Genomic DNA, 23,365 nt, shown 5'->3' with positions numbered 1-23,365 from the left:
GGCTCAGATGGCGCGACAGTGCAAACTTACAAAGGCGCAGTTTCAGCAGCTGGTCGAATGCACGTTAAGTCACGAGAACTATGAGAAAATTATAAACGACGCCGGTCACATTTAGAAGTTTGTGTCGATGCGCGGCTATCGATGCACTGGCCAATCCCTGATGTCTCGATCATCCGCTGTGTGCTTCAATGAAAACTCGCCTGAAAGGACGTCGCGGTCAGCGAGACATGCGCGTCCAGCGGCGGATGCAATTCGAACGCCTTCGGTTCGCGCGCGAAGTTCCAGAGCCGGAACAGGGACCATTGCGAGCGCCGCTCCTCGGCCACAGCCAGCTCGTTGCGGCTGATATGAAAAGGCGTGCGCTCCCAGCCATTCGTCGTCTTCACCTCGATCAGGCGCGGACGGCCGTCCGGCGCGAAACTCGCGATATCGTAGCCGGCACCATCGCCATCCTCCTCCGACACCCACCGGACCTTGCGCGCAAGATCGTCGCGGCCCGCTGATTTCAGGGCGGCCCGTTCGTGCGCCAGCACGCGTTCCTCACCGGCACGGCCGAGGGCGCGGTTTCGTTCGTCTCTCGCCGCGACATCGAATTTGCGGGCGATGTGCAGCATCTGCTCCAGCTCCTGCGGCGGCGGCTGGTTCGACAGCGTAGGCGGCGGCCCGATCCAGATCGGCCGCGCCTCCGCGAGGCCTGTCGGCGCTCCGGCACCCGAATGGCGGCCGAGCCACACCGAGTTCAGCGCCAGCCAACGCGCCACAGCGTCCACCAGCGTCATCTGAAAATTGAAGGCAGGCTTGTAGCCCGGGATCCAGTCCTCACCCAGCCCCTTCAGCACGGCGCTGATGTTCTGGTGCTTGAACTCGACCGATCCCTCGGAGCGTCCGTTCAACAGCGGCAGAAGTCGGCGCCGGTGCTCAGCCTTGTTGTAAGAGCGACCACAGACGTCGTCGGCCAGCATCGCGAAGTAATCCGCGACGATCAGGTCGTTTTCTTGATCAGTCCAGGCCCCGTTCGACATCGCGCCAGGCTAGGGGCGCAAACTGCGTTTGTCATCACAGACTTCGCGCAAAACTCCCAAGACATACCAACGACCACGCCGCCCGTGTCGCGCCTTCATCTGTTTTGAGACAAGCCGGAACCAGCGAAATACGGGTGCAGCGCGACCTGATCAGTTCACTGAAAGATATGGGGATTTTGAATCCGTCTCGCCGAGAGCGAAAGGCGGGTAGAAAGAGACGCTGGGCGTTCGGAGACCGATCTCGCGCGGCTGGGCCGTCTCCGAAAGGCGGACGGTTCCTGCAAACCCCTTTGGCACATAAAGAAAAAGGCCCCGCGAGGGACCTGTTTTCGGGTTTGCACTGTGCAAATGGCGGAGAGAGAGGGATTCGAACCCTCGAGACGGTTCCCCGCCTACACACTTTCCAGGCGTGCGCCTTCGACCACTCGGCCACCTCTCCGTTCGGCGCTGTTTATACGCGGCGCATGGCGTTGTGCAAGGGGCCGTCGGCGAAAACTATACGGTCATCCGCGCGCCGAGTTCGACCACCCGGTCCCGCGGGAGGCGATAGAAATCTGACGGATCCGCGGCGACACGCGTGAGGGCGATGTAGATCCTGTCAAGCAGGCGCAATACCCCGGCACGGGCGCCTAGAACCACCTTGCGGCGGCCGAGGAAGAACGAGGTCTCCATGACGACGAACTTCAATCCTTCGCGGCGGGCCTGGCCGAGCGCGCGGGTCACGTTCGGCGTCTCCATGAAGCCGAAGCGAAGCCTTAGCCGGGCGAAGCGTTCGTTGATTTCCTGGTACTCCGCGCGTTCCTCGTCGCCGACATGCGGCACCCGCGCCGTCTCGACGGTCACGATGATGTTACGCGCATGCATGACCCGGTTGTGTTTGAGATTGTGCAGGAGTGCCGGCGGGACCGAGCTCGCGTTCGAGGTGAAGAACATTGCCACCCCTGGCACGACCTGGGCCGAACTCGTGAGCATCGACGTGGCAAAGCTCTCAAGATCCACCTTCTGTTTCTGGCTCAGCGCGAGGGACAGTTGCGTACCGCGCCACCAGCTTGCCATCACGAGGCCGAGACCAGATGCGATCAGGACGGGCACGTAACCGCCATCAAATATCTTGAGCAGGTTGGACCCGAAAAACGCCGTCTCCAGCACCAGGAACGGGACCGCCACGAGGATCGAAACGAAAAGCGGGATACGCCATCCGCGACTTGCAAAGACCACGGCCAGCACGGTGTCCACCAGCATCGCGCCGGTGACCGCGATGCCATAGGCCGAAGCGAGCGCCTCGGACGTGCCGAAGCCGAACACGAACGACAGCACCCCGATCAGCAGGAGCGCGTTGACGGCGGGCAGATAGATCTGCCCGCTTTGCGATTCCGACGTGTGCCGGATCGTCAGGCGCGGCAGCAGGCCAAGCTGGATGGCGGCGCGCGCCATGGAGAACGCGCCGGTGATCACCGCCTGGGCGGCGATGACGGTCGCGGCGGTGGCAAGTGCGACGAGCGCAGGCAGGAGAGCGGGCGGCACCAGGTGGAAGAACGGGTTCGCAAGTGCGGAAGGGTCGCGCAGGACCAGCGCCCCCTGACCGAGGTAGTTGAGAACCAGCGCCGGGAACACAAGCGCGAACCAAGCGAGCATGATCGGCCGGCGTCCGAAATGGCCGAGATCGGCGTAAAGCGCCTCGGCCCCGGTCACGGCCAGGAAGATCGCGCCCAGCACCACGAAGGCGAGCAGACGGTGCTCGATCAGGAAGCTGATGGCAAAGCGGGGATCGAAAGCCGCGAGGACGCCGGGTTCGGCCGCGAGCTGCAGCGCCCCGGTGATGCCCATCGTCAGAAACCAGACCACGGTGATCGGGCCGAAGGCAAAGGCGATTGCGCCGGTACCGTAGCTCTGGATCCCAAAGAGCGCGATCAGGATACCGATCGTGACCGGCAGAACGAAGGATTGGAAATGTGGAGCGACAAGGCCGATCTCCTCGACGGCCGACAGCACCGAGATCGCGGGCGTGATCACCGCGTCGCCGAAGAAGAGGGCCGCACCGAGAATGCCGAGCACGAGGACGGAAATCGAGCGCCGTCCGATCGCCAGCCGTGCGAGCGTGTAGAGCGCGAGAATGCCGCCCTCGCCCTGGTTATCCGCGCGCAGCAGGATCAGGACGTACTTGACCGTGACGATGATGATCAGCGCCCAGATCAGGAGCGAGATCACGCCGATGACCTCGGATCGCACTAGCCCGTCCTGAGCCACCGGCCGCAATACCTCGCGCAGCGCGTAGAGCGGCGAGGTGCCGATGTCGCCATAGACGACGCCGATCGCGCCGAGCGTCAGGGTGGCCAGGCTCCTGCTGGGCTCGTGATGTCCATCGCTCACGACGTCGCGCGGCGCCGCATGGGCGCTGGCCCCGGTGATCGGGGCAAGTACGGACTGGGGCATTTGCTGTTTTGCTCCGCCGGCATGCCGTTACCGGACATCGCCAAGCAGCTGTTCGGACAGGTTGGGTGCCAGGGCACCGCGGGGCTCCGAATAATCGCGTCAGGCAGGAGACGCTCTGTGGGAAGACCGGTCACGTCAGGCAGAACGACTCGATGCGATATACCCGTCGGCGGAGTATGCCGCGTTGCAGAAATTCGTCAAGCGGCCTTGGCGGCGGCGTTCAATCCGACAGGAAGACGCTGACACGTCGATTCTGCCGGCCCTTCTTCTCGAGCTTGCCAATCGTCACGTGCCCGATCTCGCCCGTGCGTCCGACATGGGTGCCGCCGCAGGGTTGCAGGTCCACCTGGTCGGCGCCCGCTCCGATCCGGATCAGCCTGACCCGCCCCTGCCCCACCGGCGGCGCGACGGACATGGTCTTGACGAGACCCGGATTGGCGGCAAGTTCAGCGTCGGTGATCCAGTCCTCGCCCACCTTCAGATCGCGGGCCACCAGCGCGTTCAGTTGCTCTTCCAGTGCCGCCACGTCTTCGGGTGGCTCCGGCATGTCGAAGTCGAGCCGGCCCTTCCGATCGCCGACCTGGCCGCCGGTCACCGGCAGCGGGATCACGACCGACAGAAGATGCAACCCGGTATGCACCCGCATGTGCCGGTAACGACGCTCCCAGTCGAGCCGTTGCAGCACCGACGCACCTGCCGGCGGCAGCGCCCCCGGCGTTTCGGGGACGAGGACCACGGCACCGCCCTCCCCCTTGATCGCGGTGGATATGGCGACCTCTCCGCCGTCCCAGTCGAGCCATCCCGCGTCCCCCGGCTGACCGCCGCCGGTCGGATAGAAGAGGCTCGCGTCGACCACGATCCCGCCCTCGGGGGTCAGACCCGTGACGCGGGCCGGTGCCTTGCGCAGATAAGGATCGTCACGAAAGAGAAGGTGCGAAGTCATAGGTCGTCACCGTCGCCGCCATCACCATCAGGATCGTTGTGAACGAGAAAGCTGTCGGCCGGACCTTGTGATGACGGCTTCGCCTCAGCCTGCTTCGGTCCGCTCCGTCGGGGCACCGACTGGCTCCCGACGAGCGCCTCGGGATTGCGGATCCAGAGGTCGCGCTGCGCGAAGGGAATCTCGATCCCCTCTGCAGCGAAGCGTTCGGTGACCTCGTGCAGGATCTCGGTCTGCACGTCGAGCTTGTAGTTCACGTCCGACAGGATTGCCCGGATCTCGAAGTTCAAACTATCCGCGCCGAGCGCCACGAACTGCACCGAGGGCGCGGGATCGACCATCACCAGCGGCTGCGCTTCTGCTATCTCCAACAGGATCGCCTGCACCCTGCGGGTGTCGCTGCCATAGGCGACGCCGACCGGAACGATCAGCCGCCCGGTGAGGTTGCCACGCGTGAGGTTCGTCACCACGCCCGAAACGAGATCGGCGTTCGGCACGATCACGTCGGTCCGGTCGAAAGTCTCGATCCAGGTGGAGCGAACAGAGATCCCCTTCACGGTGCCGAACTGCCCGTTGACGTCGATCATGTCGCCTTCCGAGATCGGCCGCTCGATCAGCAGGATGATGCCCGCGACGAAATTCGAGACGATGTTCTGCAGGCCAAAGCCGATACCGACCGAGAGCGCACCGGCAACGATGGCAAGCGACGACAGGTCGATGCCGGCGCCGGTGATCGCGACCAGCGCGGCGAGGAAGATCCCGACATAGCCGATCCCGGAGATGAGCGCGTTCTGCACGCCCTTGTCGAGCCGGGTGCGCGGCAGCACCGCCGCCTTGAGCGCCGCCTGCGTCATCCGCGTGATCATGAAGCCGATCAGGAAGATCAGCAGGAAGGTGATCATGACCGTCGGCGACAGCCGGATTCCTCCCATCGTGATGCCCTGGCTGAACCGGGTCCAGGCTTCGGACAGGTCCGCGACCCGCGCCCCCCAGATCAGCGCGAAGACCGGCAGCGCCAGCAGCGTCAACGCAAATCCGGTGAGGACCGGGAACAGCGCCTCGCGCCCCTCCTCGCCACGGCCGGTGACAACGAGATAGACGTCGGATACGAAGCGTTGCAGCAGAAGGATCAGGCCCATAAGGCCGAGCGATTTGGCCGTCGGCCAGATTAGCGCGTTTGCCGCCGCGACATAGCCGATGAGCGCCAGCGCCGGCGCCAGCACCGACACGACGATCACCGCCGTGCCGACGAGGCGCAGGATCCGCTTGCGGAATTCCACTCCGCCGTCGGTCACCGCAATCATGCCTGATCGCGGGCGGATGAGCTGGCCGAGCCGGAACAGGAACACCGCGACGATACAGACGAACGGCGCCGCCCAGACCGCCTGCGCGGCCATCGACAAGGGCGGTCGAACCTCGGTGATGAACGCGGTGCGCAACGCCTCCAGCGCCAGCATCAGCGCGATCATGTTCACATGGAACCGCGCCTCCAGCGGGCGTTCCGTCAGAAACGCACCTCCCTCGACGCGAAAGAGCCAGCTTCCGATCCAGCGGGTCGTGAAGAAGAGGAAAGCCGCCCGGGGCAACGCGCCGACCAGCGCCCCGCTGCGCGTTCCGGTCATACTGGTGTTCTCGATCGCGAGCACGAGCAGCACCATGCCGCCGACCGGAACCACCACCTGGCCGAGCGACAGGATCGCCGCAGCGATATTGCGCCGGCGGATCGAATCGCCGGTTGCAATCCGCGTGACCAGCCGCTCCATGAACTGCGGCCCGCGCAGCATGAGGACGCCGGCGATCGCGAGGTACAACAGGATCACCGGCAGGTTGTTCTGCAGTTCGGTCCGCCGCACCGGGTTCTGCCAAGCCTCGCGGGTCTCCGACAAAAGCGTCTTGAGCCCTTCGGTCAGCACCGCGAACCCGGCCGGCCAGTTGCCCGGATTGACCGGCGTTGGTGACAGCCGCAGAAGCTCCGAGGCCTGCCGGGCGCGGATCACCGCGTCGATCTGGCGGATCAGGCCGTCGGCACGACTGCGCGCCTCCTCTGCCTCCAGCCCCGGCGCCTGCAGCTGCGAGAGCTGGTCGTTCAGCGCCTTGCGACGGGTGGCAATCTCGGGCGCGTCCGGCTTTTCCTCACTCGGCGCCGGGCCAAGCGCAGCGATCTGGTCCTTCACCGTGTCGATCTGGGCGGCATTGGCGCTTTGAGCGGCGGAAAACTTCGCCCGCCAGCCGACGAGCTTCTCGCGCAAAATCTCGAAAGCCTGATTGCTCGCCGCCTTCGCGGCCAGGGCCGCTTCCGCGAGTTTCGCGTCGGTCTCCCAGTCATCGTAATCGGGCTCTTCGACCGCCTGTTGCGCCGCGGCCGCCACGGGAAGCAGCGTGAGTACGGCCGCAGGCGCCGCGCCGAGAACCAGCGCCAGCAGGAGGAGCCGGAACCAGCGCATCAGTCTTCGAACACGCTCGGCAGCGCGCGCGCCGCCTTGTCGAGCCAGTGAGGCACCGGCAGCCCCTTCGCCCGCAGGAAATCGGGATTGAAGAGCTTCGACTGGTACCGCTGGCCATAGTCGCAAAGCGGCGTGACGATGGTGTGACCCGGCCCCATTTCGCGGGCCATGCGGATCGCGCCGGCAACGTTGATCCCGGTCGAGCCGCCCATGCAGAGCCCTTCCTCTTCGAGCAGGTCGAAGACGATCGGCAGCGCCTCGGAATCGGGGATGTTGAAGGACATGTCGGGGCGGAAGCCCTCAAGGTTGGCGGTGATCCGCCCCTGCCCGATCCCCTCGGTGATCGAGGAGCCCTCGGCCTTCAGTTCTCCGGTCGTGTAATAGCTGTGCAGCGCCGCGCCGTCAGGATCGGCGAGCGCGATCTTCACGCCCTTCGGCTGCAGCGCCATCGCCACCCCGGCGAGCGTGCCGCCCGAACCGACCGCCGAGACGAAGCCGTCGATCCGGCCGCCGGTCTGCTCCCAGATCTCCGGCCCGGTCGTTTCGACATGGGCCTGGCGGTTGGCGACGTTGTCGAACTGGTTGGCCCAGATCGCGCCGTTCGGCTCGGTCTCGGCAAGCTTCGCGGCAAGCCGGCCCGAATAGCGCACATAGTTGTTGGGGTTCTTATACGGCGCGGCCGGAACCTGGACCAGTTCGGCACCCGCGAGCCGGATCATGTCCTTCTTCTCCTGGCTCTGGGTCTCGGGGATCACGATGACGGTGCGGAATCCCATTGAGGCACCGACCAGCGCGAGCCCGATCCCGGTGTTGCCGGCGGTGCCCTCGACGATCGTGCCGCCGGGCTTCAGGAGCCCCTTCGCCACCGCGTCGCGGATGATGTAGAGCGCGGCGCGGTCCTTCACCGACTGGCCGGGATTGAGGAACTCCGCCTTGCCGAGGATCTCGCACCCCGTCAGTTCGCTTACCTTGCGGAGCCGGATCAGGGGGGTGTTGCCCACCGCAGCGGCGAGATCGCTGTAAACACGCATGGCCAAACCTCCTGTCGCGTGCCCCATACCTAGGCCGGGCGACAGCGGACCTCAAGCCCCGCCGGCATCCTCGCGCAGCGCCGGCCGGCGGGCGGCGAGCCAGTGCGCCAGCAGCACCAACGGACCGGCGGTGATCTCGCCGCTCGCGACCAGATCCATCAGCATGTCGAACGGCACGACATGGGCCCGGATATCCTCGTTCTCGCCCTGCGCGCCGCCGATCCCCGCGATGCCGTCGGGCAGGTTGGCAAGGCCGACATAGGTGTAGAGGAACTCGGCCTTGGCGCCCGGCGAGGGATAGAAATGCGCCGCCGGCAGGAGGTCACGCAGCTCGAGCCCCGCCTCCTCCCGCGCCTCGCGCCGGGCGGCATCCTCGGGTGTCTCTGCCCCGTCGATCCGGCCGGCGATCGCTTCGAGGAGCCAGGGCTGCGGGTCGCCGCGCCCGTAAGGCCCCATCCGGAACTGCTCGATCAGGAGCACGCGGTCGCGGAAGGGGTCGTAGGGAAGCACCACCGCCGCGTCGCCGGACATGAAAACTGCGCGGTTGAGGGTCGGGCTCATCGTGCCGTCGAAGCGGCGGAACCGCAGGTCGTATTCCTCGACCGAGAAGAAGTTCGAATAGACCTCGGCGGCGCAATCCTCCTCGACGTCTCCCGGCTCGGCCCGGCGCCGGAGCCGGGTCGGACTGCCCTCGCGCTGCGCCCTGAGACGCGAGTCTCCGCGCACCAGCATCATCGGGTACCGCGCGAGGATCGCCGCGGCATCGGCACGGCCGATATGCCGCATGACGTCGCCTGCCGTCGTGACGACGACGTCGCCCCAGCGCGCCACCCAGTCATCGAGACTCCAGGGCGCGCCCTCCTGCCACAGGTCGGGCTCGGGATAGTAGACCCGCGCGGTCGCCGCACCGGACGCGGTCTCGACCGTGACCTCGCGGGTTCCATAGGCAAAACCGCACTCGTAGAAATCGAGCCGTGCCACATCCGCCGCGTCCAGGTCTCGAACATAGATGCCGTCAGCCGCCCCCTCGGCCTCGACGAGCATCGGGAAGGACCTTCCCTCGGCCCAGAAGACCGCATGGCCCGCCAGGCGTGCCGGCTGCACGGTTACATCGCGCCCAAGCACCGCGCGCAGGAGTGGCAGGTGACACAGCGTCCCGTAGAAGAAGAATGCACTCACAGGTCTCAGTTCCAGCGCCGGGCCGCCCATTCGGAAAGAAGTCCCGCCAGTGCGCCGCCGACGACGAGAACCATGATCACGTCCCAGGCAATCAGCGAGACCGAGAACTCCACCGCGAGGTCGAAGATCCCGACAATCGCCTCCATCGGGGACTTGTAGGCCGGCCGGAAGGCCAGGCGCAGCATCTCGTAGGTCGAGAAGATCAGAAGCGCGAGTCCGACAGCGCAGGCCGAGGTCTTGATCCCCGAGTTCACCGCCATCCAGTTGCCGCGCCCGGCATCCGGCCCCATAACCCGCCAGCCGGCCACCACGCCGATCAGCGCGGAAACGAACGAGAAATACCCGAACTGGGTACCCTCGGGCATGTGCGGCTTGAAGACCTCCGCGGCGAAGAACGCCACGACCGCGAAGGCGAAGGCGGCAAAGAGCTTAGCTGCTGTGGGCATCTAGACTGCTGGCCTCGAGATTGTGATCTGCGTCACGTCGCAGTTTCCGCCGTGAAACGCCCCCGCGCAAGAGGCGAGGTAGAAATTCCACATGCGCTGAAACCGGGTATCGAATCCCATTCCGGCGATTTCATCCCAATGCGCGTTGAAAACCTCGTACCAGCGGCGCAGCGTCTGGCTGTAGCTTTCACCGAATTCGACCGACCCGACCAGCGCCAGCCCGGCATCGCGAATTTCCCGCTGAAGCGCGCTCCGCGACGGCAGCATCCCGCCCGGGAATATGTATTTCTGAATGAAGTCAACGCCTTTCCGGTAGATCTCGAAGCGCTTCTCCTGAAGCGTGATGATCTGCAGCGTGGCGTTTCGCCCCGGCTTCAGGCGCTCGCGGAGCGTGTCGAAATAGACCGGCCAGTACTTTTCGCCCACCGCCTCGAACATCTCGATCGAGGCAATACCATCGAACGTGCCGCGTTCGTCCCTGTAATCTTGAAGCCTCACGTCAACCCTGTCCTGAAGCCCCGCGCGGGCGATCCGCGCCCGCGCGTATTCAAGCTGGGCCTGCGAGATCGTGAGCCCCGTGACCCGCAGCCCCCGCTCCCGCGCCGCGTATTCGGCGAACCCGCCCCAACCGCAGCCGATCTCGAGGATGTGGTCGCCCGGCTTCGCGCCCATGCCGTCGACGAGCGAGGCGTATTTCTGCTTCTGCGCCGCCTCGAGGCTCTCCTGCCCGGTTTTGAACAAAGCGGAGGAATAGGTCATGCTCCGGTCGAGCCATTTCTCATAGAACTCGTTGCCGAGGTCGTAATGGTAGGCGATGTTGCGCTTCGCCTGCCGGCGTGAATTGGACCGCAGATGGTGCCGCATGCGCTCGTAGGCCCGCAACACTCCCATTCCGGGAAAGCCGTCGTAGATCTCGTCATTGTCGCAATGGACGAGATCCATGAACGCCATGAGATCCGGCGTCGACCAGCCGCCATCGAGATAGGCGTCGGAAAAGCCCAGATCGCCCTCGCGGATCAGCCGCGCGAAGATGTCATCGTCATGGACATGGATCTCGGCGACCGGGCCGGGATTCGCGCCGTTGGCGCGGAACCTGCGGCCATCGGCGAGCACGAAATCGAGCCGGCCATTGCGCATGCCCTGCGCAATCCGGAAGACCTGCGCGAAATACCGCGGCAGACCAGACTGTCCTTCGGTGGTCGTCAACGCTTCCATCGGGACCTCCCTGATTACAAATATATCCTTGAAATCAAACACGACAACCGGGTTATCTCGCAGGCGCAGCATCCATCCCGCGATAGGCATCGAGAGCGCGTGCCCGGCTCGCCGCGAGGTCGGTCAGCGGAGTCGGGTAGCGATCGCCCGGCGAGAGGTTCCAACTTCGCGGAGCGGCTTTGAAATACTCAAGCGCCGTCCGGGGCGGCTCGGCCTGCCCCTCCGCGATGAATGCCGCCCGGTAGCCGCCGTCCCGATCGAAGCGTTCGGCCTGCAGGCGCGGATTGAAGATCCGGAAGAAGGGCGCGGAGTCCGGCCCCGATCCGGCGACCCATTGCCATCCCATCGCGTTCGCGGCCGGGTCCCAGTCGGTGAGACACTCCGCGAACCAGCCGAGCCCGACGCGCCAATCGGTCAGGAGGTTCTTGGTCAGATAGGAGGCCGCAATCATCCGCGCCCGATTGTGCATCCGGCCGGTCACGAACATCTCGCGCATCGCCGCATCGACGAAGGGCTCGCCCGTCATCCCGCGCCGCCATCGCTCGGCATCCGCGTTGTCGCCGCGCCAGGGAAAGGAATCCCATCCCGCTCGCCAGTTCGCGCGGTCAAGGTCCGGCGCGTGGTACATCAGGTGCCAGGCGAATTCGCGCCAGCCAAGTTCGGAGAGGAATTTCTCCGCCCCCGGCCGTCCGGCCTGCCAATCCCCGAGCGCCGCCAGCCAGACGGCACGTGGCGATATCTCACCCGAGGCAAGGTTCTCCGACAGGCCCGACGTGCATTGTCGCGCCGGATGATCCCGCCCTTCGGCATAGTGCTCGAGTCGCTCGGCGCGGAACCTTTCCAGACGGTCGCGGGCCGCCGCCTCGCCGACCACGGCATGTCGCGCGAGGATTTTCGCGCCGCGATCCAACGCCGCGCCCATGTTCCAGCCCCTCAACGACTCCGAGGCGGGCCAGCTCTCCGGAGCGACAAGCGATGCCGGCAGCGGCAATGCCTCGCCCGGATTCCGCCCGCGGATCGCTCGCCAGAAAGGGGTGAACACCTTGTAGGCCGCACCCGATCCTGTCGAGACGTCCCAGGGTTCGAATACAGTCGCGCCGGCGAAGCTTCGCGCCTCGATCCCCGCGACCTTCAGCGCGGTTTTCACCGTGCGGTCCCGCGTGATGCCGTCGCGGTCGTAGACCCTCTGCCAGAATACCGCACTCGCCCCGACCTCGACTACGGTCGCGCGCAGCACATCCAGCGCCGTCCCCCTTCGCAGGATCAGGCGCGAGCCGGTCGCCTCCAGGGCCCCGACGAAGACGCGCAGCCCCTCGCCGAGCCGCCATTTCGCGGCCGCCCCGAGCGTCTCGACGGTTTCATCATGGATGAACAGTGGCACGACCGGCCGTCCGCTCGCCGCTGCGGCGCAAAGCGCCTCATGGTCGGATAGGCGCAGGTCGCGGCGGAACCAGAGGATGACCGGAGCTCTTCCCATTTCGCCTCCCTCGCGGTGTGACGCTCCCGGCGGCACCAGCGGCGCAGCGGCGCGGCGCTTACAGGACCCTGTCCAGGGCCGCGATCAAGCGCGCGACCTCGTCGGAGGACGTGTAGTGGACCATCGACAGACGCAGCACGCCCTCGTCCAGATCGACCCCCATCGCGGTCAGGGGCCGGACGGCGTAGAAGTCTCCGGCCCAGCAGTTGATCCCGTGGTCGGCTAGCGCCGCCGAGACCGGCTCGGCAGCCCGGTCCAGCGCCACGGCGACGGTCGGCGCCCGCCCCGCCGCGTTGCGCGGACCAATGAGCCGTACATCGTTGCGCGCCCCGAGGTAATCGAGGAGCGGCTGGCAGGCGGCAATCTCCTGCGCTCGCATCAGGTCATGCACCGCCCCGGCGCGCTTTGCCGCGTCGGGCTCGGGGGCGAAATGGTGATCGTGGAGCGCATCGAAATAGTCCGCGATCCCGGCCGAGGCCGCAATCTGCGCGTGATCCGGCCCGGCCGGCGTGAACCGCTTGTAGAGCACATCACCGTTGAAATAGTGCCCCTGGTTGGGCAGGCGCATCCCGAGATCCTCGCGGATCGCCATGATCCCCTGATGCGGCCCGTAGACCTTGTAGGCCGAGAAGAGGTAGATGTCGGCGCCGAGCGCCGCGACGTTCGGAATGCCGTGCGGCGCGTAGCTCACCCCGTCGACGCAGGTGACCGCGCCCGCCGCATGCGCGAGGGCGACGATCTCAGCGACCGGGTTGATCTCTGCCACCACGTTCGAGCAATGCGGAAAGCAGACGAGCCGAACCTTTCCGTCCGCCAGCAGCGGGACAAGACGCGCGGGATCGAGATGCCCGGTCTCCGGGTCAATCTTCCATTCGCGGATCTCCACCCCCTCCTCGCCGAGCCGCCGCCAGGGACCGGAATTGGCCTCGTGATCCTGATCGGTGACGACGATGGCCTCGCCGGGCTTCAGGTGGCGCCGGAAGGCCTGGGCCAGCACGTAGGTGTTTTGCGTCGTCGAGGGGCCGAAGCTTAGCTCATGAGTCTTGATCCCCATCATCGCGGCGAGGCGCGCCCGCGCCTCGTCCATCTCCTCCCCGCCCGCGGCCGAGGCGGCATATGGGCCGTAGGGCTGCACCTTGCGTTCCCGGTAAAACCGCGTCAGCCGGTCGATCACCGGCTGGCAGGCATAGGAGCCGCCCGCATTCTCGAAGAACGCGCGATCCCTCAACGCGGGCTCCGAGAAGGCCGGAAACTGGCGGCGGACGAAGTCAAGATCGAGCGGCATGGTCCCTCCCGGAGCCGATTCCCGAACCGAACCCTGCCCGCTGGCGATCCGGCTTGCAATGCCGCCCTCCGCGGCGCCGAAGCCGGGACTCGATGACAGTTTTATGACGAACATGGCTGTATTGGTCGCAATCCGACTGGTGAATCGTCGCTTTGGTGCCAACCCTGCGGGAGGCCTTCCGACATATCCGGTCGCGCAGGGGGGAAAGGCCGGTTCCGGGCCAGGGGAGAGGCACCGGATCAGCGGACCGGACCGTTCTGTGGATCATTCCACACGGACAGGGACATGAATATCAAACCACCATTCACGGATATCGAAATCCGCAAGGCCGCGTCGGGCTTCTACGAAGGCTACAGCGTGCCGATCGCACTCATCTCGAAAGTTTCGATGACGCTTCTCGTGATCTGGGCGCTGGTCTGGCCGGCCAACGCCAACGGCGTGCTTGGCAGCCTCAACTGGCGCATCCTAGAGGATTTCAACGCCTTCTACATCCTCATCGTCGGCTTCTTCGCCTTCTTCCTTCTCGTCATCGCGGTCCTGCCGCGGACCGGGCGGCGGGTGATGGGCAAGGCCGGTGAGAAGCCGGAGTTCTCCGATTTTTCCTGGTTCTCGATGATGTTCGGCGCCGGTCTCGGCGTCGGCCTCATGGTCTTCGCCACCGCCGAGCCGCTCGGCCTCTGGGGCTCCAACCCCCTCGTCGTCGCGGGCGCGGTCGCGGGCAACACGCCCGAGGCGCTGGAATCGGGTTACCGCTACACCTTCCTGCACTACGGCTTCCATGCCTGGGCGATCTATGTCGTCACCGGGCTCAGCCTTGCCTACTACGCCTATACGCGTGACATGCCGCTGACGATCCGCTCGGCGCTGACGCCGCTGTTCGGGCGGTTCGTGAACGGCATCTTCGGCCATCTCGTCGACGTGCTCGGCGTCGTGGCGACCATTCTCGGCGTCTCCGTGACGATCGGCTTCGGCGTCAGCCAGTTCATCGACGGCATGTACGCGATCACCGGCATGGAGTGGATGATGGACATGGGCGGCGAGACCCCTGCCCCCGGCACCGTCGGGCTCATCGCCGGGCTCGTTGTGATCATGGCCATGTCCGTCCTGTCGGCGGTCTCGGGCGTCGGGCGTGGGGTCAAGTACCTCTCGAACCTCAACCTCGTCCTGTCGATCCTGCTGCTGCTGGTCTTCGTCGCCTTCGGCTCCTTCGCCTTCGCGATGACGACATACGGCGCGGCCTTCATCGACTACATCCAGCACTTCGCCCAACTCAGCTTCGGCCCGCATCTGCCGCTCTCCGAAGCAGAATTCGCCGCGAAACTCCCGGCCGAGGCCGCGCCGCTGGCGGGCGACCTCTATGCCGGCGCGACCAATGCCTGGGGCTCGCTCGACGGCTTCAAGGGCGATCTGACCGGCGCCGCGGCGGCACTTCCGGCCGCGACGCAGGACGCGGCCTACGCGGCCGGGACCGAAGGCCGGCTCTTCGGCTGGCAAGCCGGCTGGACGACCTTCTACTGGGCCTGGTGGATCGCGTTCTCGCCCTTCGTCGGCCTCTTCCTCGCCCGCATCTCGCGCGGCCGGACCGTGCGCGAGTTCATCGTCGGCTGCATCTTCGCGCCCGCGCTCGTCTGCTTCGCCTGGATGACCATCCTCGGCGGAACCGCGATCGACCTCGAACTGTCGGGCGTGGCGCAAGGCTCGATCCTCGCGGCCTCGAACACCGCGAAGCTCTTCGTGACGCTCGGCCACATGCTCTCGGGGACGTTCCTGAACGTCATCACCGTGATGTGCGTCGTGCTGATCCTGACCTTCCTCGTGACCTCGGCGGACTCCGGCATCCTCGTGATGAATACGATCATGTCGGGCGGCGAGCAGGAAACCGGCATCAAGCACCGTATCGTCTGGGGCGTGATCCTGACGCTGGTCATCGGCACGCTGCTGATCGCCGGCAAGAACGGCGCGGGCGCCGACCCGATGGAGGCGCTGAAGAGCGCGATGATCATTGGCGCGCTTCCGTTCACCATGGTCATGGGCCTGATGTGCGCTTCGCTGGTCAAGGCGCTCTACCGCGACGGGCTGCGCGAGAAGCATGCCGAGCGGATCGAGAATCCGGCGGAATAACCACGCTCGACGCATGCACCATGACGGCGCCGGATCTCCGGCGCCGTTTTCATTGAGGCGCGCGGCCGCCCATGGCGGTGAGCCAGCGCAGCGGCCGGCCATCTGTCACCGCGAGGCCGAGTGCGATGCAGAGGGCGCCAGGCCATACTTCCGCCCCGAGCCTCTCCCCGAGGAACGCGGCACCAAGCCCGATCGCGAAGGGCGGAATGAGCAGCGTGACCAGCAAGAGGTTCGCCGCCCCCGCCCGTGCGAGGATCGCGAAATAGAGCAGATAGGCGAGCGCGGTGGACATCACCGAAAGCGCGACCAGCGCCCCCAAGGTGGTCGTCTGCAACGCAAGTGCGGGCGGCCCGTCGACAGCGACCACGACCGGCAGCATCAGCACTGTGCTGCCGACCAGCATCCCGAGCGCATTCATGATCGGCGGCTGTCCCGACAGCATCCGCTTGGCCCAGACGCTCGCAAGGGAATAGGACAGCGCCGCGCCGATCACGGCCAGTTGCGAAAGGCTGCGCGGGTCGAGCGTCATCAACGCGTCGCGCCCCATGATGACCGCCACGCCGAGGACGCCGAGGCCGGCACCGGCGATCTTGCGCGCCGTCAGCGGTTCATCGGCCAGAAGGAGGCCCGCCACCACCGCTCCGAATACCGCCGTGGTGGCGTTCAGGATCGAGGCGAGGCCGCTCTCGATATGGGTTTGCCCCCAGAAGATGAGCGAGAAGGGAATCGCATTGTTCAGAGCTCCCATGACGAGGTAGGCCAGCCAGACCCGGGCGGATCTGGGTATCTCGATCCCATTGCCCAGCACCGCCGCGAGAAGGACCGGCACCGCCCAGAAGACGCGATGCAGCGTGATTGTCAGCGGCGGCAGTTCTCTCAAGGCGATCTCGGCGAAGAAGAAGGACCCGCCCCAGACCATGGCGAGCGCGACCAGCATCGCGCCGGACGTCACCTGCAGGGTCGGAGATACAGGTCTGGTCATTTCGGGCTCCCGGATTGCTCCCTGAATGGTTGCCATCGGGACACGGAAGTCGACCCGGTTCCTGCGCAACCGTCGGCGGGCGTCACCGCCGTACGCCGAACCACTGCAATGAAACGCGCTGAGATCTCATATTATATTTTTAATTCAATCAGATGCATCTCATTGTGAAGGCAATGGCATTACGGTTTGGAGCCTTGCGCGCGCCGCTGCCCATCCCTATATTGGGCCTGTTCGGGACTTCCCGGACTATGGACATAAACGCGCTCGTAATAAGCGGATCGGACCCGGGGGCGGTACCCGGCGGCTCCACCAAATCCCTCGTTGGGGGCATCAGGGGCCGAAACAGGATCGACGAACGTCTAAAGGGGTTTGCTTTGTCCCGGTGAGGTACCACCGTTATCGGTCCGAAAAGTACAGTTGCCAACGACAACCGTGCTCCGGTCGCTCTGGCTGCTTAAGCAGCTCGAAGACCGAAACTTAAGCCCTTGCGCCTAGCAGCGTAAGGCGGGGTTCGCAGGCACCTGGCAACAGAAGCCTGCACTTTTCCCTTAACGCTTCGTCAAGACCTCGGAGGTAGGCTCGTCTCGACCGCCATATCCCGGCAAAGGACGGAGTGTCCGGCAGTGACGAAACTGGAATTTCTGCGCGACTGGTATCATCGGGTCTGGATCGAGGCCGACCTGAACGCGATCGACCGCTATTTCGCGCCCCGTGCGGGAGCCGACGGGATCCTCCCCGACGGCCAGGTCGGAGTCGAGGATTTTAGGGCGCTGGTGCCGGCGCTGCTGTCGCTCGTGCGCGACCTTGCGATCGACATCGACCGCAGCATCGAGACCGGCGAATGGCTCTGGGCACAGATCACGGTCCGCGCCGTCACGGCCCACGGCATGGACCCGATCCGCGCCAGCGGTCAGGTGATGGTTCGGATCGAAGACGGCCACATCACCGAGGCCTATAACTGCTTCGATTTCATCACGTTCTTCGAACAGGCCGGCCTCCTGCCGAAGGACGCCTTCCTGCTACTCCTGTCAGGGGAACGGCTCGGCTGATCCCCAGGATTCCAGCGGGGCTTGCCGGGCGGCTTCGGCCGGGGGATCATCGCCTCCATGAAGGCTGCATGGGCTGTTTACATCGGATGTCTGGTCATGGCGGTGTTTCGGCCCGCCATCGCCTCGGCCTGCGACGTGGCGCTCCTGCTGTCGGTCGATGTCTCGGGGTCGATTGACCGTGGAGAATACCGGCTTCAGGTCCAGGGGATCGCCGACGCATTGCGCGATCCGGAGGTGGCCGATGCGCTGCTACTCGGCCAAGTCGCGCTGTCTGTCGTGCAGTGGTCGGGCACCGCACAGCATACCCAAGTACTGCCGTGGCGGCGGATGCTTGCCCCGAAGGATACCAATGACTTCGCCATCCGGGCGGAAAGGCTCGCACGGGCCTACTCCGGCTCGGACACCGCCGTCGGCGAAGCGATCGCCTATTCGGCCGGGCAGTTCGCCGCCGTATCCGATTGCCGCCGCAAGGTCATCGACATCTCGGGCGACGGGCCTCAGAACGCGGGCTTTCCGCTTGCCCCGGAACGCGGCGCGGCCGAGCGCGCCGGGATCGAGATCAACGCCATCGCGATCGAGGATGTCGGCCGTGCGAACCCGATCACGGAGTTCTACCGCCGCTTCGTCATCACCCGGAACGGTTTCGTGATTACCGCGCGGGGCCTGTCGGACTACCCCCGCGCGATCCGCGCCAAGATCCTGCGCGAGATCGCCAAGCCGCTCGGTTGAACTCTTGACGAACCCGGCCGCGAATGCGATTCTTGCCGCATGGGGCATCGCGACCGCGCCCCGTGAGGCCAAGGCCCAAGCGTCGCATCCTTCGTTACGTAACAGAAAGGATGCCCTATGCCCGGCTTCTCCTCGATCTCCCCCAGCCAGCTCGCCCGCCTCGTCGGCACCCCCGACTGCCCCGTCCTGATCGACATCCGGACGGAGTCCGATTTTTCCGCCGATCCGCGGCTGATCCCGGGCGCCTTCCGCCATGCCTTCGACCGCATCGAAGAGCTTGCCGGCGGGCTGACCGGCAAACGCGCCGTCGCGATCTGCCAGAAGGGCCAGAAGCTCTCCGAAGGCGCGGCGGCGCTCCTGCGCTGCCACGGCGTCGCCGCCGAAAGCCTCGAAGGCGGCGTGCTGGCCTGGGCGGCCGAAGGGCTGCCGATGCTCCCCGCCGCCACCCTGCCCGGCTCGCGGCTCTGGGTGACGCGGCACCGGCCGAAGATCGACCGCATCGCCTGCCCCTGGCTCATCCGCCGCTTCGTCGACGCGCAGGCGCGGTTCCTCTTCGTCGCGCCCTCCGAGGTTGCCGCCGTGGCGGACCGCTTCGGGGCCACGCCCTACGACGTCGAGGGCGTGCCGTTCTCGCATCGCGGCGAGCTCTGCAGCTTCGACGCCCTCCTCGACGATTTCTGCCTGCATACGGAGGCGCTCGACCGGCTCGCGCTCGTCGTGCGCGGCGCCGACACTGACCGGCACGACCTTGCGCCGCAGGCGGCCGGGCTCCTCGCGATCTCGGTCGGGCTGTCGCGGCAGTACCGCGACGACCTCGCACAGCTGGAGGCCGGAATGGCGGTCTACGATGCACTCTACCGCTGGGCGCGCGACGGGTATGAGGAGGGGCACGATTGGCCAGCGACGCGCAGGGCGTGAGCGCCACTGAACCGCTCTGGCGGGTCTTCGCGCGGATCGGTTTCCTTTCCTTCGGAGGGCCGGCGGCGCAGATCGCCCTCATGCACCGCGAACTCGTCGAGACCCGGCGCTGGCTCGGCGAGGCGGAATACCTGCGGGCGCTGTCGTTCTGCATGCTCCTGCCGGGACCCGAGGCAATGCAGCTCGCGACCTATGCCGGCTGGAAGATCGGCGGGGTCCGCGCCGGGCTTCTCGCGGGGCTGCTCTTCGTCGCCCCGGGCGCGGCGGTGATCCTCGCGCTCGCGGCGGCCTACGCCGCCTATGGTCAGGTGCCGGCAGTCGCGGCTCTGTTCGTCGGCGTCAAGGCGGCCGTCGTCGTGATCGTCGTCGAGGCGTTTCTCCGGGTCGCGCGGCGGGCGCTGAAGGGGCCGCGCGAGCGCGCGATCGCCGCGCTGTCGTTCCTCGCGATCTTTGCGCTGGGCCTGCCTTTCCCGGCCATCGTCGCGACCGCCGCCATCGCCGGCGCGACGCTCCTGCCCCGCACCGCCGCCGAAGCCACGCCCCTGCCCCGGCATCCTCGGCTCGCCGCCACGCTCGCCACAGGGCTCGGGCTCTGGTGGGCGCCCATCGGGCTTCTCGCGCTGACCGGGCAGGATTTCCTGCTCTCGCTCGGCCTTTTCTTCTCGAAGCTCGCCGTGGTGACCTTCGGCGGCGCCTATGCGGTGCTGGCCTACATGACGCAGACCGTGGTGCAGGATTACGGCTGGATTGGCACGGCCGAGATGATGGACGCGCTCGGTCTGGCCGAGACGACCCCGGGACCGCTGATCCTCGTCACCGAATTCGTCGCCTATCTCGCCGGCGCCGCGCAGGGCGGCACCGGCCTCGCGGTCGCGGCGGCGGGGCTGTCGCTCTGGGTGACGTTCACGCCCTGTTTCCTCTGGGTCTTCGCCTTCGCGCCCTATATCGAGTGGATCTCGACCCGCCCGCGGCTCGGGGCCGCGCTCGCAGGCGTCAGCGCCGCCGTCGTCGGCGTGATCGGCGCGCTCGCATTGTGGTTCGCGCTGCACCTGTTCTTCACCGAGATCACCCCCGGCCCGCTGGCGCTGCCGCTCCCCGATTTCCGCTCGTTCCAGCCGGTCCCGGCCCTGATCGCTGCATTCTGCGGCTGGCTTCTTCTGGTCCGCCACTGGGGAATCGTGCCGGTCCTCGCGATTTCGGCCGCGCTCGGAACGGTGCTGTCGCTGGCGCCGTGAACGCCAGGGAAGAGAGCCGCGCGCGCGGCTCTTTCAATCCGTTTCGAATCCCTTATGCTGGCGCTGAAACGAACCGGAAAGCGCGCCACATGTCTAAGTCCATCGACTACGGGAACCTCATGCATCGGGCCATGCGGGGTCTGATTCTCGAGGTGCTTCGGGCGGTCGAGCGTGAGGGGCTGCCCGGCCAGCACCATTTCTTCATCACCTTCGACACCCGGCATCCCGAGGCCGAACTCGCCGACTGGCTGCGCGAACGCTATCCCGAGGAAATGACGGTGGTGATGCAGCACTGGTACGAGGGGCTCGACGTCGACGAGGACGGCTTCGCGATCACGCTGAACTTCGGCGATTCGCCCGAGCCGCTCTACATTCCCTTCGACGCGATCCGCACCTTCGTCGATCCTTCGGTCGAGTTCGGCCTGCGCTTCGAGACCCAGGATCTCGACGAGGACGACGAAGAGGACGAAGACGAGGACGACGAACTCGACGAGGCGGACTCGCGCAAGGAAGCAGAGGTGGTGAGCCTCGACAAATGGCGCAAGTAGCCGGGAAGCGACTTTAGCGCCACCGTTACCGACATCGTCCTTGGCCTGCGGCGCGGAATCGCTTAGCTAGTGCGCGATCTCTGCATAAGGACGATGTCTATGCCCCAAACCCGCACCGAGACCGACAGCTTCGGCCCCCTGGAGGTTCCCGCCGACAAGTACTGGGGCGCACAGACCCAGCGCTCGATCATGAACTTCCCTATCGGCTGGGAAAAGCAGCCGGTGGCGATCGTGCGCGCGCTCGGCGTGATCAAGCAGGCCGCGGCAGAGATCAACATGGCGACCGGCAAGATCGAGCCCGAGATCGGCAAGGCGATGGTGCAGGCGGCCTCCGAGGTCGTCGCGGGCCGGTTCGACGACAACTTCCCGCTCGTCGTCTGGCAGACCGGCTCGGGCACTCAGTCGAACATGAACGCGAACGAGGTGATCTCCAACCGCGCGATCGAGATCCTCGGCGGCGAGATGGGCTCGAAGAAGCCGGTCCACCCGAACGACCACGTCAACATGGGCCAGTCCTCGAACGACACCTTCCCGACGGCGATGCATGTCGCGATCGGCATGGTGGCGCGCGACGTGCTCCTGCCGGGGCTCGAGAAGCTCCACGCGGCGCTCGCGGCGAAATCGGCCGAGTTCAAGGGCATCATCAAGATCGGTCGCACCCATACCCAGGACGCGACGCCGCTGACGCTCGGCCAGGAGTTCGGCGGCTACGCGCACCAGGTCGCCCAGGGCATCATGCGGGTGAAGAAGGTGCTGCCGGAGATCTACGAGCTGGCACAGGGCGGCACCGCCGTCGGCACCGGGCTCAACACCAAGAAGGGCTGGGACGTGGCGATCGCCGGCAAGATCGCCGAGATCACCGGCCTGCCCTTCGTCACCGCGCCGAACAAGTTCGAAGCGCTTGCCGCCCATGACGCGATGGTGATGTTCTCGGGCGCGCTGAAGACCGTCGCCGCCTCGCTCTTCAAGATCGCCAACGACATGCGCCTTCTCGGTTCCGGCCCGCGCTCGGGCCTCGGCGAACTGATCCTGCCCGAGAACGAGCCGGGCTCCTCGATCATGCCGGGCAAGGTCAACCCGACCCAGGCCGAGGCGCTGACGATGGTCTGCGCCCATGTCATGGGCAACGACGCCGCGGTGGGCTTCGCGGGCTCGCAGGGCCATTTCGAGCTCAACGTCTACAACCCGATGATGAGCTACAACGTGCTCCAGTCGATGCAGCTTCTGGGCGATGCGGCGTCGAGCTTCACCGACAACATGGTGGTCGGCACCGAGGCCAACATCGCGCGCATCGACCGGCTGATGAAGGAAAGCCTGATGCTGGTCACCGCGCTCGCGCCGACGATCGGCTACGACGCGGCCACCAAGGTCGCCAAGACCGCCCACAAGAACGGCACCACGCTGCGCGAGGAGGCGATCAACCTCGGCTTCGTCGACGGTGAGACCTTCGACCGCATCGTGCGCCCCGAGAACATGGTCGGCCCGGAGGACTGAGACCGATGGCCGAGATCGTCAACCTCCGCAACGCGCGCAAGACCCGGGACCGGGCTCGGGCCCGTGCGGAGGGAGACGAGAACGCCGTCCGTTTCGGCCGCACCAAGGCTCAGAAGCAGCGCGAAAAGGCCGAGGCCGACAAGGCCCGCGCCGAACTTGACGCCCTTCGCCGCGAGAGACCGGACGAGTGAGCCGTCCGGTCAAACGCTCGCTGACGCTGAACGGTCACCGCACCAGCGTGTCGCTGGAGGACGAGTTCTGGCTGGCTTTCCGCCGAATTGCCGATGATCGCGGTGTGCCGGTAAACGCGCTCGCGGCGGAAATCGACGCAGGCCGCGGCATAGACACGGGGCTCGCTACGGCAATCCGGCTGTTCGTGCTTGCCGCCCTGCAGGAGCGGCTCGACGCCCGTCGGGCGTGCTGAGGTCAACCGGCTGAGCAGGGATAGAGCGCATCGCGTAGCCGATCCGCGAGGTGCTGTTCCTCTTCCTCACCCGCGGTCAGATTCGCCGCGCGCGTATTTCTCGCCTTGAGCTCGCCACCGAACAGATCCTGCATCTCCTCGCGCGATACCGCCGCCGGCACGGGTTCGACGTCCGGCCGGTAATGAATGCCGATCAGACGCCAGGCCGGAACGGCTATGCGCAAACGCCCGGGCGCGGCGACCATCGACGCGGCCAAAGACTTCTTGGTCACGGTTTCCCCCAAAGGATTCTAGGCCGAACTGGCAGGTTTCAGCCGACGTCATTCAATGTTTCGGAAACGGCCAAAACGAGCGGGATTCGGCCGTAAACTCACAACGCGCACACGAATCACC

General features: G+C 66.1%; 21 protein-coding genes, 1 tRNA gene and 1 other RNA gene. 10 read left to right on the top strand and 13 right to left on the bottom strand.

The features are described 5' to 3' along the window. Positions 1 to 185: 185 nt before the first annotated feature. The 11 genes from OM960_RS01740 to OM960_RS01685 form a co-directional block, all read right to left on the bottom strand. Entirely contained in the window at positions 186 to 1,022 is an 837-nt protein-coding gene (locus tag OM960_RS01740) for a protein NO VEIN domain-containing protein (RefSeq protein ID WP_264770869.1), read from the bottom strand. Positions 1,023 to 1,371: 349 nt separating this feature from the next. Further along, positions 1,372 to 1,461 (bottom strand) — tRNA-Ser (locus OM960_RS01735). 56 nt (positions 1,462 to 1,517) lie between these two features. Next, positions 1,518 to 3,455 carry a potassium transporter Kup gene (locus OM960_RS01730; RefSeq protein WP_264770868.1) on the bottom strand — a complete coding sequence of 646 codons (1,938 nt, stop codon included), beginning with the start codon at positions 3,453 to 3,455 and terminating at the stop codon, positions 1,518 to 1,520. A gap of 220 nt (positions 3,456 to 3,675) precedes the next feature. Continuing rightward, positions 3,676 to 4,398 (bottom strand): alanyl-tRNA editing protein, encoded by a 723-nt coding sequence (locus OM960_RS01725; protein WP_264770867.1) that lies wholly within the window; start codon positions 4,396 to 4,398, stop codon positions 3,676 to 3,678. Continuing rightward, positions 4,395 to 6,839 (bottom strand): DUF3772 domain-containing protein, encoded by a 2,445-nt coding sequence (locus OM960_RS01720; RefSeq protein WP_264770866.1) that lies wholly within the window; start codon positions 6,837 to 6,839, stop codon positions 4,395 to 4,397. Before OM960_RS01720 ends, OM960_RS01725 begins: the two co-directional genes overlap by 4 nt. Beyond that, on the bottom strand, positions 6,839 to 7,870 hold the full coding sequence (locus OM960_RS01715) for a cysteine synthase A (RefSeq protein WP_264770865.1): 1,032 nt from the start codon (positions 7,868 to 7,870) through the stop codon (positions 6,839 to 6,841). The genes OM960_RS01720 and OM960_RS01715 overlap by 1 nt, the downstream gene beginning before the upstream one ends. A 51-nt stretch (positions 7,871 to 7,921) precedes the next feature. Beyond that, positions 7,922 to 9,049, bottom strand: coding sequence for a gamma-glutamylcyclotransferase (locus OM960_RS01710; protein WP_354003535.1), 1,128 nt, complete (start codon positions 9,047 to 9,049; stop codon positions 7,922 to 7,924). A 5-nt stretch (positions 9,050 to 9,054) separates the two neighbouring features. Beyond that, the gene (locus tag OM960_RS01700) at positions 9,055 to 9,495 is read right to left on the bottom strand and encodes a TrgA family protein (RefSeq protein ID WP_263332572.1); all 441 of its coding nucleotides are present in this window, start codon (positions 9,493 to 9,495) and stop codon (positions 9,055 to 9,057) included. Continuing rightward, positions 9,496 to 10,710, bottom strand: coding sequence for an SAM-dependent methyltransferase (locus OM960_RS01695; protein WP_263332570.1), 1,215 nt, complete (start codon positions 10,708 to 10,710; stop codon positions 9,496 to 9,498). A 52-nt stretch (positions 10,711 to 10,762) separates the two neighbouring features. After that, positions 10,763 to 12,187 carry a cryptochrome/photolyase family protein gene (locus OM960_RS01690; protein ID WP_264770864.1) on the bottom strand — a complete coding sequence of 475 codons (1,425 nt, stop codon included), beginning with the start codon at positions 12,185 to 12,187 and terminating at the stop codon, positions 10,763 to 10,765. A gap of 58 nt (positions 12,188 to 12,245) precedes the next feature. Continuing rightward, a complete protein-coding gene (locus OM960_RS01685) occupies positions 12,246 to 13,472 on the bottom strand; it encodes an aminotransferase class V-fold PLP-dependent enzyme (RefSeq protein ID WP_264770863.1) in 1,227 nt (408 codons plus the stop codon). Positions 13,473 to 13,757: 285 nt separating this feature from the next. Here OM960_RS01685 and OM960_RS01680 point away from each other — a divergent pair, with 285 nt between their 5' ends. Continuing rightward, positions 13,758 to 15,593: a BCCT family transporter gene (locus OM960_RS01680; protein ID WP_264770862.1), complete on the top strand. Its 1,836-nt coding sequence runs from the start codon at positions 13,758 to 13,760 to the stop codon at positions 15,591 to 15,593. Positions 15,594 to 15,642: 49 nt separating this feature from the next. Here OM960_RS01680 and OM960_RS01675 read toward each other — a convergent pair whose 3' ends face one another. After that, complete coding sequence (locus OM960_RS01675) at positions 15,643 to 16,575, bottom strand: DMT family transporter (protein ID WP_264770861.1); 933 nt, start codon at positions 16,573 to 16,575, stop codon at positions 15,643 to 15,645. Between the two features lie 190 nt (positions 16,576 to 16,765). Between OM960_RS01675 and ssrA the strand changes: the two genes are divergently transcribed. From ssrA to OM960_RS01630, 9 genes are all read left to right on the top strand, one after another. After that, positions 16,766 to 17,117: a transfer-messenger RNA gene (ssrA, locus tag OM960_RS01670) on the top strand. Between the two features lie 81 nt (positions 17,118 to 17,198). After that, a complete protein-coding gene (locus OM960_RS01665; protein WP_263332562.1) occupies positions 17,199 to 17,624 on the top strand; it encodes an ester cyclase in 426 nt (141 codons plus the stop codon). A 96-nt stretch (positions 17,625 to 17,720) separates the two neighbouring features. Then, positions 17,721 to 18,353 carry a DUF1194 domain-containing protein gene (locus OM960_RS01660; RefSeq protein ID WP_264770860.1) on the top strand — a complete coding sequence of 211 codons (633 nt, stop codon included), beginning with the start codon at positions 17,721 to 17,723 and terminating at the stop codon, positions 18,351 to 18,353. Positions 18,354 to 18,470: 117 nt separating this feature from the next. After that, the gene (locus tag OM960_RS01655; RefSeq protein WP_264770859.1) at positions 18,471 to 19,271 is read left to right on the top strand and encodes a chromate resistance protein ChrB domain-containing protein; all 801 of its coding nucleotides are present in this window, start codon (positions 18,471 to 18,473) and stop codon (positions 19,269 to 19,271) included. Beyond that, positions 19,247 to 20,506, top strand: a complete 1,260-nt coding sequence (gene chrA / locus OM960_RS01650) for a chromate efflux transporter (protein WP_264770858.1) — start codon at positions 19,247 to 19,249, stop codon at positions 20,504 to 20,506. Before OM960_RS01655 ends, chrA begins: the two co-directional genes overlap by 25 nt. Before the next feature lie 89 nt (positions 20,507 to 20,595). Beyond that, entirely contained in the window at positions 20,596 to 21,054 is a 459-nt protein-coding gene (locus tag OM960_RS01645) for an SspB family protein (RefSeq protein WP_263332554.1), read from the top strand. Positions 21,055 to 21,153: 99 nt separating this feature from the next. Then, positions 21,154 to 22,548: a class II fumarate hydratase gene (fumC, locus tag OM960_RS01640; protein WP_264770857.1), complete on the top strand. Its 1,395-nt coding sequence runs from the start codon at positions 21,154 to 21,156 to the stop codon at positions 22,546 to 22,548. Between the two features lie 5 nt (positions 22,549 to 22,553). Continuing rightward, positions 22,554 to 22,739: a DUF4169 family protein gene (locus tag OM960_RS01635; protein ID WP_263332551.1), complete on the top strand. Its 186-nt coding sequence runs from the start codon at positions 22,554 to 22,556 to the stop codon at positions 22,737 to 22,739. Beyond that, positions 22,736 to 22,972 carry a ribbon-helix-helix domain-containing protein gene (locus tag OM960_RS01630; protein ID WP_263332549.1) on the top strand — a complete coding sequence of 79 codons (237 nt, stop codon included), beginning with the start codon at positions 22,736 to 22,738 and terminating at the stop codon, positions 22,970 to 22,972. The genes OM960_RS01635 and OM960_RS01630 overlap by 4 nt, the downstream gene beginning before the upstream one ends. Positions 22,973 to 22,974: 2 nt before the next feature. Here OM960_RS01630 and OM960_RS01625 read toward each other — a convergent pair whose 3' ends face one another. Beyond that, entirely contained in the window at positions 22,975 to 23,244 is a 270-nt protein-coding gene (locus OM960_RS01625) for a hypothetical protein (RefSeq protein ID WP_263332547.1), read from the bottom strand. Positions 23,245 to 23,365: the final 121 nt, after the last annotated feature.

Origin of the sequence: Defluviimonas salinarum (assembly GCF_026013545.1) — a bacterium.
In the GTDB taxonomy this organism is placed as follows: Bacteria; Pseudomonadota; Alphaproteobacteria; order Rhodobacterales; family Rhodobacteraceae; genus Albidovulum; species Albidovulum salinarum.
This window is presented reverse-complemented; position numbering and strand designations above follow the sequence as displayed.